This window comes from Vibrio sp. 10N.222.47.A9 (assembly GCF_963872585.1).
GTDB lineage: Bacteria > Pseudomonadota > Gammaproteobacteria > Enterobacterales > Vibrionaceae > Vibrio > Vibrio splendidus.
Map to the genome: position 1 here is coordinate 139,160 of NZ_CAWNBB010000046.1, position 20,888 is coordinate 160,047.

Annotated in this window: 13 protein-coding genes and 1 pseudogene; 4 read left to right on the top strand and 10 right to left on the bottom strand. The window is 44.2% G+C overall.

Features of this window, described 5'->3' with window-relative positions; translation table 11 throughout:
- Positions 1-48: 48 nt before the first annotated feature.
- Positions 49-1,998, top strand: coding sequence for a winged helix-turn-helix domain-containing protein (locus AACT19_RS14435; protein ID WP_076646901.1), 1,950 nt, complete (start codon positions 49-51; stop codon positions 1,996-1,998).
- 172 nt (positions 1,999-2,170) lie between these two features.
- On the opposite strand, the pseudogene AACT19_RS14440 reads toward AACT19_RS14435, so the two are convergent.
- The 4 genes and pseudogenes from AACT19_RS14440 to AACT19_RS14455 all read right to left on the bottom strand — a co-directional run bounded on the left by AACT19_RS14440 (position 2,171) and on the right by AACT19_RS14455 (position 8,312).
- Positions 2,171-3,292 (bottom strand): annotated as a pseudogene (locus AACT19_RS14440) (phospholipase A).
- Between the two features lie 4 nt (positions 3,293-3,296).
- Complete coding sequence (locus tag AACT19_RS14445; RefSeq protein WP_017081484.1) at positions 3,297-3,977, bottom strand: DUF3313 family protein; 681 nt, start codon at positions 3,975-3,977, stop codon at positions 3,297-3,299.
- Between the two features lie 126 nt (positions 3,978-4,103).
- Entirely contained in the window at positions 4,104-7,151 is a 3,048-nt protein-coding gene (locus AACT19_RS14450; RefSeq protein ID WP_076646903.1) for an efflux RND transporter permease subunit, read from the bottom strand.
- A gap of 9 nt (positions 7,152-7,160) precedes the next feature.
- A complete protein-coding gene (locus tag AACT19_RS14455; RefSeq protein WP_228607423.1) occupies positions 7,161-8,312 on the bottom strand; it encodes an efflux RND transporter periplasmic adaptor subunit in 1,152 nt (383 codons plus the stop codon).
- A 244-nt stretch (positions 8,313-8,556) separates the two neighbouring features.
- Between AACT19_RS14455 and AACT19_RS14460 the strand changes: the two genes are divergently transcribed.
- The 3 genes from AACT19_RS14460 to AACT19_RS14470 all read left to right on the top strand — a co-directional run bounded on the left by AACT19_RS14460 (position 8,557) and on the right by AACT19_RS14470 (position 12,429).
- Positions 8,557-8,817, top strand: a complete 261-nt coding sequence (locus AACT19_RS14460) for a hypothetical protein (protein ID WP_076646907.1) — start codon at positions 8,557-8,559, stop codon at positions 8,815-8,817.
- A 146-nt stretch (positions 8,818-8,963) separates the two neighbouring features.
- Positions 8,964-10,682 carry an aspartate-alanine antiporter gene (gene aspT, locus AACT19_RS14465; RefSeq protein ID WP_076646909.1) on the top strand — a complete coding sequence of 573 codons (1,719 nt, stop codon included), beginning with the start codon at positions 8,964-8,966 and terminating at the stop codon, positions 10,680-10,682.
- A 148-nt stretch (positions 10,683-10,830) separates the two neighbouring features.
- Positions 10,831-12,429 (top strand): bifunctional aspartate transaminase/aspartate 4-decarboxylase, encoded by a 1,599-nt coding sequence (locus AACT19_RS14470; RefSeq protein WP_076646911.1) that lies wholly within the window; start codon positions 10,831-10,833, stop codon positions 12,427-12,429.
- Between the two features lie 113 nt (positions 12,430-12,542).
- Here the strand turns inward: AACT19_RS14470 and AACT19_RS14475 are convergent, their stop codons facing one another.
- The 6 genes from AACT19_RS14475 to AACT19_RS14500 all read right to left on the bottom strand — a co-directional run bounded on the left by AACT19_RS14475 (position 12,543) and on the right by AACT19_RS14500 (position 20,738).
- Positions 12,543-13,232 (bottom strand): hypothetical protein, encoded by a 690-nt coding sequence (locus AACT19_RS14475; protein WP_076646913.1) that lies wholly within the window; start codon positions 13,230-13,232, stop codon positions 12,543-12,545.
- Complete coding sequence (locus AACT19_RS14480; protein ID WP_076646915.1) at positions 13,232-14,419, bottom strand: OmpP1/FadL family transporter; 1,188 nt, start codon at positions 14,417-14,419, stop codon at positions 13,232-13,234. Before AACT19_RS14480 ends, AACT19_RS14475 begins: the two co-directional genes overlap by 1 nt.
- Before the next feature lie 93 nt (positions 14,420-14,512).
- Positions 14,513-15,325, bottom strand: coding sequence for a crotonase/enoyl-CoA hydratase family protein (locus tag AACT19_RS14485; protein WP_076646917.1), 813 nt, complete (start codon positions 15,323-15,325; stop codon positions 14,513-14,515).
- 250 nt (positions 15,326-15,575) lie between these two features.
- Complete coding sequence (fhuB, locus tag AACT19_RS14490; protein ID WP_076646918.1) at positions 15,576-17,570, bottom strand: Fe(3+)-hydroxamate ABC transporter permease FhuB; 1,995 nt, start codon at positions 17,568-17,570, stop codon at positions 15,576-15,578.
- Positions 17,570-18,508 (bottom strand): iron-siderophore ABC transporter substrate-binding protein, encoded by a 939-nt coding sequence (locus AACT19_RS14495; protein ID WP_076646920.1) that lies wholly within the window; start codon positions 18,506-18,508, stop codon positions 17,570-17,572. Before AACT19_RS14495 ends, fhuB begins: the two co-directional genes overlap by 1 nt.
- 82 nt (positions 18,509-18,590) lie before the next feature.
- On the bottom strand, positions 18,591-20,738 hold the full coding sequence (locus AACT19_RS14500; protein WP_076646922.1) for a TonB-dependent siderophore receptor: 2,148 nt from the start codon (positions 20,736-20,738) through the stop codon (positions 18,591-18,593).
- Between the last annotated feature and the right edge of the window lie 150 nt (positions 20,739-20,888).

Genomic DNA, 20,888 nt, shown 5'->3' on the forward strand with positions numbered 1-20,888 from the left:
ACATGTCTACTAAAGTAATTTTAATACAATGACTTAGTCTCGGTGGTTATGAAAAAAGAACGCATTCAATACTCTTTCGACGTGTGGTTATTTATTCCTGATGAAGACAAACTCATCATGAATGATGAAGACGTGATCATCGACAATCGCTTGTCCAAGCTACTCAACTTTTTCTGCCAAAACCCTAAGATCGTATTCTCACGAGATGAGCTGATTAATGAAGTCTGGAATGGCTCAATCTTGACGGATCAGGTGATCACGCAAGCTATTTTTGAACTGCGCAAAATACTCAAAGCGGCTGAACGACATTCAATGGGACACATCATCACTGTGCCCAAACGCGGTTATAAACTGGATGTTGATGTCCACAAAACCATCTTAGTACCTGCAAGTGTCACCACAAATACCGTGTCAGTTGCAGACATGAATCATGCACCTAAAGCTTTTGGTTCCTTTCCTTCAACTCAATCAGACGCACCAGATACATCGCCAGTTTTGGATGAGGATAAAAAACAACAAGTTGAACCAAAAGCAGAATCGGTTACTGGTGAGAACCTAATAAGCGATCAAGGCTCAGAGGCCAAAACCGTACTCGAAGAATCTGAAGAGAGTTCAATCGATGCAACCTCAGAAAAACCTGCTTCACAAGAGCCTATTCAGCCTGTCGATCAGCAACCTAGCGATCCGCAACCTAGCGCTTCGAGACCTAGCGATTCGAGCTATGTCGATCCAAGCCATACCGATTCGAGTACAGTACACACCATTCAACAGTCACCTGTAAATAAGACGGCTAACGACAAACAAGCGCCTATCGCAGAAAATAAACCTCAGAAAAGAACGTCTCGTGCTGTGATCTTTGGGGGCGCTATAGTTATTGCGCTTGGACTTATTTGGTGGACGTTAAAACCGACCAGCCCTACATCGGACGCCTTCGATTTGAGCAGTTTAAATACCGCCGCTAATGAATCAAACCAACCACTCGCTGACTCAAATCAATCAACGGAACAAAATCGTCTTAATCAAACAGCAGACAGCCAAAACCCAGAAGTCCACAAAGCACACGAATCTGTGCACTACTTGTCTTTAGAACCTAGATACATCTACGTAAGTATCGATGACAACTTGAAGACGGATGCCTTTAAGCGTGGGATCATCCATAAGTTAATGAGCTACTTGACCACCTATCGTGATTTCCGTGTCGTAGTCGATGAAACCTTGGTGCCGAATTCAGCCAACGTGATCAGTTTCAAGAGTGAAATTGATGGCGACAGAGAATACCTTGATATCACCTACTTCAACCGAATTTCTAATTTCAGACACCTAGGTCGAGATTACCTGATTGACCCGGCTTCACTCCACACGACCATGCGTTCAATGCTCGATGATCTATTGGATTCATTTAATTTGGATATTCAAAAATCGATATTGAAGCAGCAAATCTCTGAGTTACCCAAACAAGAAGAAGCCTTAAAGCTCACCCTTGAAGCGCTCGGGCTCACCTTCATGACGTTAGACAGAACCGACACCTTGTCTAAGATCGCCCAAGCCAATGAGCTAGAAACCGACAACCACTTCGTTATGTCGAACCGTTACATGTATGAGCTTGCCGACATTTTTATAATGAGATCGAAGAATAAGAATAAGAATAAGCAGGTTGAAGCGCTCAATAAGAAATTCAAAAAACAGTTACTCAATGCTCAGAACAATGCTAACTCTTATCGAGTCTATGACGCGTTAGCAGCCTACTTCCTCACTGAAGATAACCCTGACCAAGCCGAATACTATCTGAGCTTGATTCCGAGGAATGAATACAGTGTGATGTCTATGATTATCTTGGCAAAAATTGAAGAATCTCAAGGCAACCCTTCAATGGCGGAAGAGTATTACTATGAAGCGATATTAGAATCTGGCCACCCCGTGGTTTTGAAAGTCGCTCAAACACTGTTTTTCAAAAGTAACATCACCGAGATTGAATCCAAATTAGGTATCAACCAATGATTAACAGCTCTTAACTATTGGCTATTAACTATTAACTATAGGCTATTAGCCGTTAGCTATTAATATAGCAAACACACCGCTTACTCAGGCGGTGTGTTTTTGGGTTCTCCCTGAAATCGTTAATCGCTTAATCGCTTAATCGTTGATAACCAAGCAATAACAGTTATAACAGCTACAACGCATTGGTTAGCAGAATACCGACACCAATTCTTTCACTGTTGTAGTCATAATCAATCAAGCTTTCTCCATAGCCTTTGTAGTACTGGACATACCCTTAAAGCCGGCCATACAGAGGAAAGCTGAGTGATGTCTGTATTCCACCATACCCGGTTTGAAAGTTGTAGCGACCCAATGCTGAAACCTCAAAAACATCCCATTTGTAGGCGCCAGACAATTCGTAGTGACCGAGATAATCTTGAATATCAGGGTTGTCATCGCTACTGCTCGATTCTGGGATTCGGTACCAAGGCTGGAAGTAAATCGCAAAATCATCTTCGGTATACCCTAGCCCAACATAAGCGCGGTTCCAGCTGCGACTAAGCTCTGCCGTTCGTCCGTTAGATTCATGCTCTAAACCTAAGCGCGAGAACCAAACACCATCAGCTGACTCGATATTCAAAGGCGTTTCGTAAAAGATCTCAGGGCGATAGTTAGTCTCTCTAAACGGTGCCGAGATATCAGAAGAGTACGCCTGCCAAAATGATTTGAGCGTAAAACCAAAATAGATTTTGTCCGCTTGATTAAAAACACCATCATCAACCACTGGGATTTTTAAACTTAACTGCAGTTTGATCTCTTCATCGCTGAGGTCATCCGCTTTACCTCCGAATCGCTCATCTCCATAGGGCTGTGTATTCACGTTGGTCATGTGAGTCACTGGCAAAATGTAGTTCAAACGATAAGGCGTTATAACAAACGGGTTATCTTCAGTTGTGTACTCCATCTTCAATCGCGGGACTTTAGACTCCAGTGCACTTTCGCTGATGGAGTCTAAACCGTCTTCGCTGGTTTCACCCGACAACTTATTCTCGGGTGTTTTGTTTGATGTAACGGCTTCTTGGGATGCGCATTGCTGCTTTAACCACTCAATACTTTGTTGATTGGTTGCTTTGGCCAATGAAGACAAAATACATTGCTCATAGCTTGCTCGTTCATCAACACCGCTAGTATTGGCATACGCTGAAGCATTCACAACGAGGCCAATAGCCATTAGAGCAAGCGTGTTTTTGTGTCCAGCTAGCCTTTCACCAACCCCAAGGCGTTTACTCGCGCTGTTCTGTTTACGAGCTCGCATAACTCTACCCTTGGTCTTTATCTTGGTAAGTCACTTCAAACGCAAAGTCGACCGCTTGCTGAGTAATTTGCTCAACATTTTTATCAAGCATCTCGATGGTGATTTCTGATTTGTCGTTCTCAAGTACGCCATTATCGTTCACGACGAAAATACGGCGACCAATGAGCTGAGATGAATCATGATCTTTCAGATCCACACTCGCCAATATACGAATAGAGCGATCACGAGTACCTGCTGCGTATTTTACAGCGCCGATAACCGAACCTACTGGGATAAACTCAGTCACACGCATGTCTTCAGGAATGTCATTGATATCATATAACTTCACGCTAATATCAAGCTCCTTGTTCTCCAAAACTACGTTCTTGTAGCCCTGTAATTTCTCAGCCAACTTCTCATCCATTTTCTTATGGATCTGTGCTTTAAATTGAGACTGAACCTCCTTTGATACATGCTGATCAACACCCGAGCTTTTCATGCTAACGGTTGTAAATTCAAATTGATTAAAGTGAAGTGACGCGCTGTCTTTCGCTATCCAAGAAACGCCTTTCCTATCATCATCAAACTGGCTATCAATAAAATAATGGTTTGAGTCGACGCTCTGGATTTCTTGTTTATCTGGCATGTTGCTTGAACAGCCAGCAGTGAATAAAACGAACAATGGGAATAGGTAATGTAGTTTCATGTGAACCTCTAGTTTTCTAAATTTTGAGTGCACGAATCCCTGAGCGATAAGGCTCATAAAACGGGACTCGTGTTGATTAAACTTCTATGTGTATTGGCCGCGTAAAGTAAGCAGCCAAATAACGGACTAAACTTCTTGCTCTTGCCCGCGGTGATCCGCAGCCAAGTAGGTGTATATCGTTGGCACAACGAACAGGGTGAATAATGTGCCCACCGACATACCAACCGTGATGACCAAACCAATCGAGAAACGGCTTTGAGCACCCGCTCCGCTTGCTATGAGCAGCGGTACGACGCCGACAACCATCGCAGCTGTGGTCATCAATACTGGTCTCATTCGAACAGTCGCTGAACGAATAGCGGCCTCGCGTCGGCTGCATTTCAATTCCTGTTGCATTTGGTTAGCAAACTCCACAATCAGAATACCGTGCTTACTGATTAAGCCTATCAAGGTCACCAGCCCCACTTCGGTGTATATATTGAGCGTATCAATGCCCAAATACAGTGGCATCAGAGCGCCAAAGATAGACAATGGCACACTGGTTAATACCACTAGTGGGTCTCGCAAACTTTCAAACTGAGCCGCCAGCACCAAGTAGATAATCACAAGCGCTAGGAAGAACGTCGTAACCAGTGAAGAGCCTTCTTGTAGGAACTGTCTCAATTGGCCCGAAGTATCCGTCGTATAAGAATTAGGCAATATCTTCGCCGCTCCTTCTTCCATCACTTTGTAAGCTTCGCCGATGCTGATTCCTGGCATCATTTTGGCTTCAATCATGGCGCTGTTAAGCTGTTGAAATTGATCGACTTTCGATGGCTGTACTGATTGGCTAATTTCAATCAATGACGCCAGTGGCACCATCTCATTGGTGTTAGAGCGTAAGTGGTAGTTCTTTAAGTCATCCCAAGAGTTACGGTTCTCGTTAGGTACCTGAGTGATAACTTGGTAGCTGCGCTGATCCATCGAGAAGTAATTCACGAAGCCTTCACTGATAAAGCGAGACAACACGGTACCAATATCTTGTGCGTTCACGTTCATCTGAGCAGCTTTATCGCGGTCGATGCGAATCTCTACCTGTGGCTTATTAAAATTCAGGTCGTTTTGCACATAGATGAACTTGCCACTCTTCTGCGCGTACTCTTTCAGTTTTTCAGCGTACTGATAGAGATCCTGATAAGAACCCGTTGGCGTTTTCAGAACCATCTGGAATGGCAAGCCTTGCGGTGTGCCTGGCAAGTCCGGTGGAGAGAAGGTGTACACCTGCAAACCCGGTAATACAGAACTCTCTTTTTCGAAACGTTGCATTACTTCTTTTGCCGTTGCGTCACGCGAATCCCAATCTTTCAATACACCCAAACCAAAGAATGCATTGTTGTTCATGTAACCGTTATCTAGCATGGTCATTTCGACTTCATCGTTCTTGCTGATAGAGTCAATCAGAGCCGGAGTAAAGTGGCGAATGTAATCAGTATTCGCTTGTGCAGGACCTTGTCCCATCACAATCATCACGCCCTGATCTTCTTCAGGTGCCAGTTCAGATGAAGTATTCATAAACATGAACACCAGACTGATCAGTAACGTTCCTACCACTGGCCAAATATAAACACGGTTGTTCAACACATGTTCGAGCACTTTTCGGTAGCGCTCTGTTACGCCTTCAATCACTGCATCGATCTTCTTAACCAGTTTTCCGTCGAGAACCGATTTATTAAGCAGTTTTGAACACATCATCGGCGTTAGCGTTAAGGCGATGAAACCCGAAATGAGTACTGAACCCGCCAAAGTGAATGCGAACTCAGTAAACAGCTTGCCGGTGAGTCCTCCCATGAAACCAATCGGCGCATACACTGCGGCCAATGTAATGGTCATCGCAATAACCGAGCCTGCAATTTCACGAGCACTGTCTATTGCAGCCTTAATTGGGCTGGTGCCATCTTCTAAGTGACGGAATGTGTTTTCCACAACAACGATGGCATCATCAACCACCAGCGATATTGCTAATACCATGGCAAGCAGCGTCAACAGGTTAATACTGAAGCCCATGCTCAACATGAAGAACATAGAGCCAATCAATGACAAAGGAATCGTTACAAGTGGTATCAACATCGCTCGCATTGAGCCCAAAAAGGCGAAGATAACGATGACTACGATCAGTGCGGCTTCTATTAAGGTTTTCGCTACTTCATCAATTGAGGTTTCGATAAACTTAGTCGAGTCATAGATTACATCCGCTTTAATACCTTCAGGTAAGCCTGCTTGGATCTGTGGAAGCAATTCGTAAATGCCTTCAACAACGGTCAATGGGTTCGACGTTGCCGTATTGCTGATCGCCGTTGATACGGTAGTCACACCATTGAACTCAACGTCTGAGTCATAGTTTGCTGCGCCTAGTTCAACCGTCGCCACATCTTTTAAGTGCACAAGTTGCCCGTCATGCGCTTTCAAAGCCATGTTCTTGAAATCGTCTACCGAACTTGAATCGGTATGAGCGTTAATATCAACTTCGATATAAGGGTTTTGCAACTTGCCCGCCGCACTCACAATGTTATTTGCACGAAGCGCGTTTTGAACATCTTCAGCCGTCAGACCATATGAAGCCAGTCGTTGAGGGTTCAGCCAGATTCGCATTGCAAAATCTTCTTGCCCCAATATGTCGACCTTTGAAACCCCCTCAACAGTAGAGAAAGTCGGCTTAACTACGCGGCTCACATAGTCCGAGACTTGCTCCGTCTTCAATGTGTCACTCGAAAATGAAACATATAAGATCGGAGATTGAGACGTCGATTTAAGAATGCTCGGGGCCAATACACCCGACGGCAGCTTATATTTCACTTGCTGCACGAGAGACAAAATCTCAGTCAAAGCACTATCAGACGGATACCCTAGCTTCAAATAAACCGTGATAACCGACTTACCCAGAGCACTATCCGATGTCATGTAATCAATGCCCGCTGTTTGAGCAATTTCTGCCTGCAGTGGCTGCGTCACATACCCTTGAACGCTGGATGCACTGGCACCTGGATAACTCGTTGTAATGGTAATAACGCCCGTTTCAATTTCTGGATATTGGCGCACTTGCAGTGAGGTGAAGGCTTTAAGGCCTAACACCAACAGTACAAGGCTTAATACCGTAGCCAAAACTGGACGTTTGATAAATACATCAGTAAATGTCATGGGAGTTTCCTAGTTACTTTGCTTAGTACTTTTGTCAGTAATCAACGGATGTTGGTTATTAACCAGAACCCATCCACTATTCTTGAGTTGGTGTTGGTTTGAAGTCACAACAACATCCCCCTCTTTCAAGCCCGAAACCACACCAACATAACCGCCTTGTTTGGGGCCGACTTCAACAGTGCGCTGCACAACCTTGTACTCGTAAAATGGTGATGTATCGTTGCTCGAATGTTCGCTGGCCTTTTTAGTCGACGTATCCAACACAAACACGGTGTTTCCGTATAAGGTGTAACTGATCGCAACAGAAGGTACTGCCACGATAGTGTCCGATTCTGATGTGATTAACGTAGCGTCGACATACATACCCGCCTCTAACGGCACGGCTTGGTTAGCCATGGCTCTCAATTCGATATTGTGCGTGTTGCTGTCTGAGCTCGGTTCAATGGCAGAAATCGTGCCGTGAAAGACTTCATCGTTCGTTGCTTCTGAATAAAACTGTAAATCTTGCCCTACCTTCACATCGTGTAAATAAAGCTCTGGAATAGAGAAATCGACATATTGCTTTGATTTGTCTTCTAGCTCGACAATCGCTGTGCTTGAATTAATAAAATCTCCCACATCGATATTACGAATTCCAACGCTACCAGAAAATGGCGCTTTCACTTTCATGTAGTCAATTTGCGTAGCAATATATTCCAGCTTTGCACCTTCAGCATTAAATTGAGCTTGTAGCTTATCAACCGAGTTTTTTGAAACACTGTTATTTCTAAGGAGCAATTTATTTCTCATCAATTCGACTCTTACCAATTCAACTTTGGATAGCTGGCTCTTATAGTTGGACTTCAATAACGCATCATCCAATTTAATAAGAACATCACCCTTATTTACTTGCTGACCTGAAGTAAAGAGAATCTCTTTTACTTGGCCTGACATTTGGCTCGTCACATCAATAGATTGATTAGAATGAATATTACCAATGACTTTTAAACTTTTATCCCAAGTATCTTGATTTACTTTTTCCGTTGTTACAGATATAGCTGGCAATTTAAAATTAGCGACCTTCTCTTTGATCATTTCACCTTTTACATAATGAAAGCCAAATACAAAAGACAGTAATATAAAAAGAGCTGACCCGACAATAACGCCTTTATACTTACTCATGTGTTCACCTTGTTTTTTAAGTCTGGTCATTCTATCTATCGACACTGCCAATAAATCAAACTCATATAACATCCACCCAATCTTATATAAAATAAAAATAAAACCCTAAAAATCAAATACTTAAGATAAAAGTATCAATCGGCACTCAATTTTTGTTTTATTGCTATTTTATTTGAACATGATTTATCTATTTTCCCGATCGATATAATTCTCATCGTTCCTTAAACAAATAAACGAGTTAACTATGTCGAATAAAATTAATCACACTAAAGTCGCTATTAAAGAAAAGATGAAACGTATATATGGAGAAGATGTTACCCATAAACATAATAAAGACCATTTAGAATATAGAGAACATCAACCCTCTCATTCTGGTCAACATGGTGGCGACCCAGAAGGTCATAAGCATTTAGTCAATCACCATTCTGATGGTCATCATGATAAACATCACAAAGATAAAATTCATGACCATAAAAAATCATCGCGACTGTATCATAAAAAGTAGAAGACTGGATGAATCCCAGATTATTAAAAATAAAGCATTAGATCAGTTCATCAACCAAATGTTGATTAATGCTTAATCAAACATTAAACCAAATTAAAAAATGAAATAGCGAGTCAATGATGATGCTATTTCATTCAAGGATTACTATGTCATTTATTATTGAACAACTTAGAGACTATCCGTTTATAGCGCTCTTTTTATCACTCGGTCTCGGTTACTTAATCGGTAAAATTAAAATCGGTAAGTTTGAATTAGGTGGAATCGCAGGTTCACTGCTTGTTGCTGTAGCACTTGGTCAGATCGGCGGTATCGCGATCTCTAACGAAGTAAAAAGCATCTTCTTTGCTTTATTTATTTTTATGGTGGGTTACAACGGCGGTCCGCAGTTTTTCTCGTCATTCCGCCTTTCATCGCTAACACGCTTATTCGCTTCGTTTGTGATGACGTTTGTAGGATTAATCACGGTTGTGTTGCTCTCTAAATGGGCAGGACTAGATAAAGGTTTAGCGGCGGGCCTTGCGGCTGGTGGCTTAACCCAATCGGCAATCATAGGTACTGCAGGTAATGCTATCGATCAGCTGAACCTAGCGCCAGATGTCACCTCAACACTTAAAACAAACGTGGCTGTGGGTTACTCGATCACCTACATCTTCGGCTCTCTTGGTCCGATTCTAATGATGTCACTCATTCCAATGGTAATGGGTTGGAACATAACCAAAGAAGCGAAGAAGCTTGCGGAAAAAATGGGCGCAGGCAGCAAGCAGCTAAACGAGGGTGAATTCTCGGCATTGAACCGCGTATCTTCTCGTGCCTATCAAGTGACCGCGAACTCTATATTTGTTGGAAAAAGTGTTGTCGAGTTAGAAGAAGCATTCGATGCCGACCTCACAATTGAAGCTATTTACCGCTCACACGAAGACACAGAATCAACGTTAGATTTGGCGAAGAACCCTATTTTAGCGGCGGATGACAAAGTTTACCTTACTGGTCTGACTCAGGCATTTCCTAAAGTGACCTCGCTGGGTGTCGAACTCGGTGAATTTAGTGAAGAAAGCAATGTTGTCCAAACACAACAGAAGGTCGTACTCACGAATAAGAAACTAGCGGGTATTACGCTACGTAAGCTTCACGATGAAACGAACGCACGTATTCGTCGTGGTGTTTATATCACTCAGCTATCACGCATGGGCCATGATATTTCGACATTGCCAGAAACTGAACTGCACATTGGTGACGAAATCACCTTAGTTGGACAAAAAGAAGACATAGCTAAAGTCATCAAAAAAATTGGCTACAACAGCCCACTGCCTAGTGTTACTGACTTCGTAACAATGTCTTTCGGCATGGTGCTTGGCTATCTGATTGGCGAGATTGGTTTCACTATCGGTGGTTCTCATATCGCTCTAGGTTCAGGTTTAGGTTGTCTGGTTTCCGGCCTACTTGTGGGCTACCTAAGAATGCGTACACCTCGTTTAGGCAGTGTTAACCACGGCGCAGCCAACTTTATGCAGACATTCGGCCTAGCAGTATTTGTTGCGGTTGTTGGTATTAATGCAGGCGCTCCAGCGCTGACGGCAATCAAAGAGAATGGCGTAACGCTCTTACTGCTAGGTGTGTTGGTCACTCTAATTCCTCAAGTACTGACGTTCCTATTCAACTACTACGTACTCAAAATCAAAAACCCAGTAGAAGCGCTAGCGGTTATCGCGGGTAGCCGCAGTGCAAACCCTGCATTCGCATCGCTATTAGAAAAAACACAAAACAGCACACCAGTACCGAGTTTCACGATGACTTATGCGGTTGCCAATATCTTCCTCACCTTATGGGGTCCGATCATCATCAACCTAATTACCAAAATCTCGTAATCAACACCGAATCAGCCAATTGATGATTCAACTTATTCATTAACTACTTAACACAGTAGCTAGCCAAGCAGGCTAGCTGCTCAAAGAAATTAACTTACTTATCTATCCAACAAACTTGGATCTTAAACAAATTTAAAGAGAAACGACTATGAAACGCACAGATGAAAAACGCCTAGAAACACTAAGCCCATTCGAAGTAAAAAACACACTGATCGACCTTGCTCAGCATTCACATGAGAAAACTATGATCAACGCTGGTCGTGGTAACCCAAACTGGGTCGCGACAGCGCCACGTGAAGCCTTTTTCCAATTAGGTATGTTTGCACTAGAAGAATCAAAATCGAATTTCTCAGGGTATGAAGGCTTTGGTGGAATGGGAGTTCAACAAGATATTAGCCTGCGCTTTCTTCAGTTTTGTGAAAAATACGAAGACCAAGAAGGTGTGCAATTCCTCATTGAAGCCTTCCAGTTTATTACGGATCAATATCAGGTAGACGGTGATGCGCTTATTTATGAATGGGTTGAGGGGATTCTAGGTAACAACTACCCAGTGCCGGATCGCATGCTCAAATATTCGGAACTCATTGCTCGTAAATACATTGAGCAAGAAATGGCGGGCTCGCAGCCATTACCTGCAGGAAAGTTTGACTTGTTCGCCGTTGAGGGTGGCACAGCGGCCATGGTTTACATATTCAACACGCTAAAGAGTAACCGACTATTGAACCCTGGTGACACCATCGCGATTGGCGCGCCGATTTTCACTCCGTATATTGAAATGCCAGAGCTTGAAGATTACGCGCTCAACAAAGTAGAAATCATGGCGGATGAAGCGTCTGCGTGGCAAATTCCAGACTCTGAATTAGAAAAACTGAACGATCCAAGTGTTAAAGCTTTCTTCCTCGTTAACCCAAGCAACCCTGCTTCGGTTCGATTAAGCGATGAGACACTCTATAAGATTGCAGAGGTTGCTAACCGCCGCCCTGACCTCATCCTTCTTACAGATGATGTTTATGGCACTTTCGCTGATAACTTCACATCACTAGCGATGCTGGCTCCGAAGAACACGATTCTAGTGTATTCGTACTCTAAGTACTTTGGTGCAACAGGCTGGCGTTTAGGCGTGATTGGCGTACACGAAGACAATAATTTCGACCGCATGATTCGAGATCTTCCAGAAGACACTCGAAGCACGTTATCTCAGCGATACCAAGGCATTGCACTTGAACCAAGTAAGATTAAGTTCATTGACCGTTTGGTGGCAGACAGCCGTGCAGTGGCACTGAACCATACCGCCGGTCTTTCAACACCTCAGCAGATTCAAATGACAATGTTCTCGCTGTTGTCTTTGATGAAGGGTGGCGAAGAGTACAAGCGACTCGCGAAACAAATTGTGCGTCGTCGCTACCACACTCTAATGCAGAAGAACTTAGCCGCGCCAATCGTTTCTGAAGGCGATCAAACCGGTGCGTTCTATTACGTGGAGATTGATCTCAAAGAGATTGCTCAAACGATTCACAGCAACGATTTCTTCACATGGTTAGAAGAAACGTATGAGCCGCTTGATTTCTTGGTACGCCTTGCAGAAGAACATGGCGTGATTGTGATGCCGGGGGCAGGTTTTGATGCGCCAACGTGGTCTTTGCGTGTGTCTCTAGCGAATCTAGAGGAAGCACAATACGCAAATATCACTAAAGCGATGAACGCGGTAATGCAGAGCTATGTTGAACGTTACGAAGCGGCTTGCTAACACGACCTCAACACTAGAAAGCTCATAGAAAAGCGATAAATTCTGAGTGTAGATTCACTAAATTAGTGAGCCTACACTCAGTTCTTTTTATCTAAGACGATATATGAGAATAACTATTTGAACTCATAGGTGTAAGACGCACCAACACTGTTATTTTCACCAAAGTCATCCTCAGCAAAAATAGTGAAGAAGTTGAATGATTGAGCGTCACTCAACTTGTAGCTAGCACCGACGCCTGCCCAATACCCTGCATAATCATCAGACCCCATTGAACCGCCACCGAAGCCCATGATAGACCATTCATCAGTAATCGTTTTTAAACCAAACGCACCAATGTAGCCACCGTGTGTTGAGCTCGGCATCAATACATAGTCAGAACCAACATTATCGTCATCGAAAACAGCTACTTCGCCGTCATTATAGCTGTAACCAGCCATAGGGAAGATTTGCCAACCGAACGGCTCAATATCGAAATAGCTCAGTGGTATAAATGTGCCAATACTGTAGTTGTTCTTATAAGCATCGTTGTCATACTCAGAACGGCTAAAGTTGAAATTCACAATACCCATCGGCAACAGCCATGAACCGCCTAATCGCCACTCTTCACCGTCTGCATTGACACGAGCATTGATCATTCGCGCTTCATCTAAACCAATAGAGCCTGAGAACTGCAAATCTTCGTTATAAGCAACGCCCGCTTTGGTCACGATTTTAGTCGGATCATCAGGGTGCTTCTCTTCAGAAAAAGCACCCGTCGAACCAAGCATTGCTGCAGCAACAAGTAATAGATTACGTAATGTCATTAGAAGGTCGCACTAACCCCAACAAAGTGGATACGGCCGTCGAACGAACCATTAAGTAGGTTAGTACCTAAAGGCCCCTTTAAATCACGATTCATGTCAACTGAACCTAAGTCAGCATACTCGTAGAACACATCAATTAAGATGTCGTCCCAATAGGTAGATGCACCTACTGAGTAACGGTATTGCTCCCCTACCGGTAGATCAACCCACTGCATTGATGGATCGTCTTGTGGCGAGGTTTCGTAAGAGAAGCCGGCTTTTAAACGCCAGTCTGAATTCAATTGATAGTCAGCACCAACCGCAAACTTCCACACGTCGTCCCAATCGCGTTCAAGTGGAACACCACTAATTGTGCTTCCAGCAACACCAAAATCAAGAACTGTTGTATCCCACTCACTCCAACGATGTAATTGCACACTAGCCAATAAGTCGAGCTTTGGGTTAAGTGCGTAACTAGCGCTGATATCAACGATCTCTGGCAAAGCAAGATCCATAGCTAGAGAGTTAGAAAAATCTTCTACCCCTCTTAACTCATTATTAAACTCGTGCTCAAGCTTTGACCGATAGCTAGCACCCAACTTAAGTTTATCCGACGGCGTAAACATTACACCTAGGTTATAACCATAAGCCCAGTCAGTGTCTTGCTTTGCTGTAAAAACAGAGGATGACTGTTGTAACGCAGCCCAACTTAACTGGATACCGGCACCAACCGACCACTGGTCATTCAGTTGGTAGCTTAGTGATGGGTTCACTTGCATTGCGGTGAGAGTGATATCTTCTAGAAGGGCGGCGCCTGCCCATTCACTGCCGTAATCAAGGCTAGAACCACCAACAGCGCCAAGCGCGATACCAAGGTGTAATTTGTCTGTGACTTGATGCGCGTGGAAGGCGCCAAATGAAGGCATGACTGAATGAGCTTTACCATCTTGCTTGTCGCCGTTGTCTTGATATTGCATCTCAAGATCAAACGCCATGGTATTGATCGTGGTTTTGCTTTCGCCCATATGAGACATAGTGGCTGGGTTGGTCCACATCGCCGCAGCCGAACGAGTATAAACACCGTCACCGGCACCAGTAGTACCGGCATTGGCGACAACAGCTTCTTGTAAAAACAAACCACTTGCGAAAGCATTTAAGCTTGTAAAAATTGCGGTGGCAGCTAGCGAGTAAGTAAAAGTTTTGTTCATCAGATTGCTCATTTAGCCTTAGACATTAAATTGCTCTAAGGTTACCGCAAAGCCCCATAAACAAATGGAATATCCGTTATTCCTGTACAAACGCTATTTGAACTTTCTCGCGACGTATGAACGTGGCTTGTCTCGATGAATTTCACGTTGAGCAGCAATTGCTCTGTTCTTACCTAACCCTACCTTTATCTGATACCAGGTCTCGTAAAACACTGCCATGCCAGGGCTTGACCACCAAGTCTTGTTGTAGAGTTTCTTATTAGCAGCAACAACATCTGGCGACCGATTCGCACACTCAAGTGCCAACGCATAAGCTTCAGCGTAAGGGTCTTCGGCAATCTTGGTTACTAGGCCATAGTCTTTCGCTGTTTCACAGTCGATCTCTTTAGCGGTCATCGCCATTTCTAAGGTGTGATCTTTACGCATTAACTCTCGAAATGCGATGGCGCCTCCCATGTCAGGAATCAAACCCCATTTGGCTTCCAATATCGAGAAAGTCGCGTCTGGACTGGCCATCCTAAAATCACCACCACTGGCTAATTGAAGGCCGCCTCCCCAACAACGACCATGAATCGCAAAAATGACAGGACATGGGATCTCTCGCCAACCAAGCGAAAAGCGCTGCGCTGCATTGGGTAATATCGGTAACCATTTGAACAAGAGCTTCATCGCCCCTACTTTACTGTTCAATAACGATTTAACATCTAAACCAGAACAAAAATCTGAACCACTGCCTTTAACAATAACAGCTCGAATATCTCTGTTCTTCTTGAGCTCACTTATCATGTCATTAACGGCTTCAAACATTGCCATATCAATAGCATTGAGCTTATCGGGTCGATTCAACACAACCGTCGCAATTTGGTTTTCATCGATAGAACAAGTAATACGATCGAGGTTTGGCATGGTGGCTACCTTACAAGTGGTCAGACCTTTAGGTTATACATTTTATTAACATATGCCAAACTTGCACATTAAGAAGCGAGACCTGTGTTGCTTAACACCGCTCCCTTACACAAACTACATCAATAAAAAAGCAGTGATGGATCGCTCCATTCACTGCTTTTCATTCGTATCTTTTATTACCAATAGCTTTTGCCAGTAGTTTTTAATACCAATAGCTTTGATAATCAAGGATTCTCAGTTTTGGTAGAACCTATGTTCTTCGAGATTTCAATAACAAGAATATGAAGTAACTGCCACCAATAATTGAAACTAACGTCCCTGCTGCAAGCTGCGCTGGGAACACCACCACTTGCCCTAGCCAGTCTGCAAATAGCATGAGTGCTGCACCAATCAAAAACGACAAGATGATCTGCTCTCGAACCAAACGAGCCCCCACCATTGCAGCGATATGCGGAGCTAACAAGCCAACAAAAGCGACTGGCCCCATGGTGGTTGTCACGACCGAACATAAGATCGCAACAATACACAACAATGCCACGTAGGCGATATTGATATTCAGCCCTCTGGCACTCGCGAACTGTCGGCCAGTCGCAATTAAGGTCACCCAACGGCTCAGTAACAGAGCAACACCAATACAAGCCGTTATCACGACAGCCATTATAGTGGCAGACTCAGGCTCCACACGGTAGGTAGACCCTGCTAACCAAGCCAATAATGTGTATTTCCCTTCACCCACTCGCGTTAGAGAGAATTGCACCAAAGCTTCCAATACCGCGGTCAGCGAAATACCAGTGAGGATCAAAATCGATGGCGCGAACTGATGCTTCTTGCCAAGGAACAATAACAAACAGAGTGCAATCGCACTGCCCAGAAACGCAACCCACGGGCTTAGCGAGTGAATCGAATAGCCCATGAATAAGCTACTGAAAATCAACGCCAGAACCGCACCCGCCGACACACCAAGAATATCTGGGCTTGCGAGCGGGTTGTAGACCAATCTTTGTAAAATCACACCCGCCACCGCTAAGCCGCCACCAGCGAATATCGCGGTTAACATTCTAGGCCAACGAATAGACCATTCAAATGCGTCTGGAATCACAAAGTAGCCCATATCAGAAGAAGGCTGAGACAATGAACTCAACGCCAGCAACCCGAAAATCATCGTGCCCAATAAGAAGTAAGCCAAAGATGAAATAGACTTTGGTCCTTTAGGCATTGAGAAAAACAGCTGATCTTGAGCAGACATTTGCTTGCGAGCAATAATGATCAAAGCTGGAGCACCAATCACTGCGGTTGCCGTCCCTGTTGGAATCATATCCAAAGACCATTGCGCCAAGAAGATCGCCAAGCTGTCAGTGACACACAGCAGTAACGCACCTAATACACAGCTTGCGATGAGTTCAGATTTCGCCTTTAGAAAACCGAGATGCCTAGCAATGTTCGGAGCAATCAAGCCGATAAAGCTGATCACGCCCACTGAGGTAATCGACACAGACACCAACCAAACGCCAACCGCCATCAATACAAAGAATGTCGTTCCGATGTTAAGGCCACGCGCTGCTGCCCCTTCTGTGCCGATGGAAAGCAGAGTCAGAACTCGTGGCGCCAACAAGAATATGGCAAAAATCGGCAACAGCTTAGGCATCAACCACAGCACTTGTTCCCAGCCATTTTGCCCTAGGTCGCCCGCTCCCCATACAAACAGATTCTGTGCGTACTGGTCGTTGAGTAGAATAATCGCCGTTGCAAATGCCCCTAGCAATAAGTTGACCGCCATACCCGCCAATACAATTGGCAAGCCGCTCATATTTTTGATGCCAACAATGGAAACGATAAGCCCCATCGCAAGCAGCGCACCAATTAGAGCAAACCAAACTGAATACTGAGCGACCAACATCGGCGCAACCACATTCAGAATAACCAGACCAAGCCATGCACCTGACGATGTACCTAAGGTTAGCGGCGACATCATGCGATTTTGTGTCAATTGTTGAAACAAGCTGCCGATGGTTCCAAGTGTTCCGCCAACCAAGATTGCCATCACCAAGCGAGGTAAGTTGACATAGGCTAACGCCATCAACTCGAATGAATCATCGACCATTGAGTTGAATGTAGTGATATCACTGATCTGTGAGACTTGCTGGAGCAACTCACTAATAGGGCCAAATTCCGACTGCCCTAACCACAAATGAACAAGGGCAGCGCAAAACAGCGCAGCCCCCATCATAAAACCACTGGATTTCATTACTGCTCCGCTACCGTCAATAGCGATTTCGCCATGGCTTCTGCGTTATACAAGATCGACATGGCACCGCCGTAGCTCCAACTTGCCGCTACTGGGCTAAATTGACCATTGCGAACAAAGGGCATGCTCTTCCAAACCGGAGAACGGTCTAGCTTGTCTTGATATGGGAAAGGTTCAAAGTAAAGCGCAATACCGTTCTTCACGTTCTTAAGCTCGGTCATGCGTTTTTGACTGATGCCCCACTGACTTGCAGGAAGATCCATCGCATTCTCAAAGCCTAGCTGTTCAAGTGCGTATTGTGGAATAGAGTTATCGCCGTAAATGAACACCGATGTGGTGCTCGCAAAACGGAAAGAGGTCACTTTCGGTTTGTCGCCCGGATACGCTTTATCCAGTTCAGCCTTAAGGACAGCGATACGCTCATCCATTGCGGCCAGCTTTTGGTTCGCTTGTTCTTCTTTACCAAGCAACTGACCTATCTTCTTGAAGTTCTCGATAGCAGCCGCTGCATTGCTGTGTTGTTCGCTGTATGTTTGGTAGTAAAGCACGGGCGCAATTTCAGAAAGTCGTTCCTGAAGATCTTTCTGAGGAGAAGCGATAAGAATCACATCAGGGTTTAACTTCTTCAAAGCAGAGAAATTAGGCTCAGTTCGAGTGCCAATCTCCGCCACGCCTTCTGGAATCGCAGGTTGAACAACCCAATCTGTATAGCCAGCGATATCAGGCACTGCCACTGGTGTTATACCGAGTTCAATCACTTGTTCGGCTATGTCCCAGTTCAACGCAGCCACTCTAACAGGCTGAGCTTCAAGGGTTTTAACACCCTCACTGTCTTCAACTTGAAAGTTGGCCATCGCTTGAGCTGATAACAACAAGCTCAATGAGACAATGAACGAACTCACTTTAGGAAAACGAGAAGTAAAATAGTTGGCTTTCATATAATCACTGTCACTTTTTAAGTGTTTATTTAACGACAAAAGCAGCCTACACAGGCTGCTTAGATTTATGTATTCAAATGAATTAGAACTCGTAGTTCACGCTGAGCTCTACAGACTGCTCAGCACCGAACCAACAGTTCGATTGGTCGTAGCAGGTGTAGTACTCTTCATTAAACAGGTTATTAACGAGCAAGTTAGCCGTTGCACCTGACAGAGTTTCACTTGCTTCCCCTAGGTCATAACCCACAGAGATATCAACGACAGTGTAAGACGGCACTTTCCCTTGAGTATTGGTTGCATCCATCTCCATGTCACCCATGTAACGAGCGCCAGCACTCCAACGCGTTCCTGCTAAAGCACCACCGTACACATAGTAGTTACTCCACAAATTCGCAGCGTGTGTCGGTACGTAAATTGGTGTCGTGCCTTCTAGATCCGGGTTTGCATCTTCCGTTACTTCCATATCGACGTATGTATAGCTCGCGTTCACATCCCAATCTTCCGTTACAAACCATCGGCCTTCAACTTCCATACCTTGAGAGCGCACTTCACCTAACTGAATCTTAGAGCGATACGTTGGATCCGATGGATCGGCAGCAATTGAATCTTTCTTAGTAATGTAAAAGTATGATGCTGTAAGTTGCTGTGCCATATCAGCAGACAGGTATTTCACACCGAATTCGACTTGCTCACCCAGCTGAGGTTTCAACGAGTTACCGTTAATATCGGTACCAGCAGCTGGTTCAAAACTCGTCGCGTAACTTACAAATGGAGAGATGCCATTATCTAACTCATACAAAGCACCTACGCGGTAAGAGAACTGATTGTGATCCGCTTTTTCTGTGCCATCGCTTGTTGGATAAATGCTCGTTTTTTCGTCACTCGCTTTGAACATGTCGTAACGTCCACCAGCAAGTAAAACCAGCGCGTCGTAGCGAACTTGATCTTGGAAATATAATCCTAACTGCTCGGTAGTAATGTCGTGGGATTCACGGTAATTCTCTTGAAGCTGACTTTTATCCAAAAGGTCGTTATTTGGATTGTATGCGTTGAAATCACCGAAACTACTGTTTGCATCAAACTCTTTGTACAAAGAGTCACCTGTTAGCTTTAGGTAGTCGACACCGAATAGTAAATTGTGCTCTAAGCCACTAATTTCGACGCGGCCTGAAACTTGGTTATCGATAACAAAGCTTTGAGAGTCTTCATCCGTGCTATACACATTTCGAATTAAGCTACCAGTTGCGGCGTTAAAATTCGTACCACGATGGTAGGTGTTTTCTTGATATAGCGACGCATCGGAATAACGAGCGTTCTGAAGGAAAGTCCAGTTGTCATTGATTTGGTGGTTAATTTTGTAACCTAACATCAAGACTTCACGTTCAAAGGTACTCCAGTTCTTGTCGCCCATGGACACAGATGGATCACTTGCCTTCAGCACTTCAAGCGGCATTGCAGAATTAGTACCCATTGACGGGTCATTCTGATAGTAAAGATTGAAGTTAATAAGTGTTCTATCAGATACCTGCCAATCTAGCGATGGAGCAATCACATAACGCTCTTCTTCAGCGTTATCAACTTGGCTGTCTTGTTTACGAGCGAGTGCAACTAAACGATATGAAAAGTCACTGTCACCTAACTGACCTGAAGTATCAATTGACGCTTCCATCAAGTTTCTTGAGCCTGTAGATACACCCACTTTTGTCGACCCGTCTTCTTGCGGTACCTTCGCGATCATGTTGACCATACCCCCCGGCGGCATCGATCCATACAACACAGACGTAGGGCCTTTAAACACTTCAACTTGCTGAATCGCAATAGGGTCGATCTGAGGTTGCAGGTTCCATCCAGTCAGGAACGGCAGAATCAAGCCATCGTAGTAACTCTGATTGTTACTAAACCCACGAATCGAGAACGTATCGTACATGGTTACTGATGCGCCCTTTTGCTCAGTCACAACACCCGGCGCGTATCTAAGCGCTTGGTTAAGAGACTTTACACCTCGTTGATCTAACTGTTCTTCATCAATGACTGTAATACCTTGAGGTGTTTCTTCTGGCTCAAGTGCCGATTTAGTTGCTGTATTACGATACGCTTTACCCATAACTGTAATAGTTTCTACATTCGAATCTGCCGAAGTAGCGGTATCTTCCGCGAGTGCTTGCGCTGAAAACGCAGTCAGCAACGCGACTGCCAATGATGAATACTTAAAACGAGTGTGAGTGGTCATAATTCCCTCGGTACCAATGCTTAATATAAATAATAATAAATCTCATTTGCATTGTATGTATCTAGAGGTGGGATAATTAACAATTTGGTGCAAATTCAAAAAGAACTTGACCTATTTTTAGTAGAAAACGGTCAATTGGTGATTAAAAAG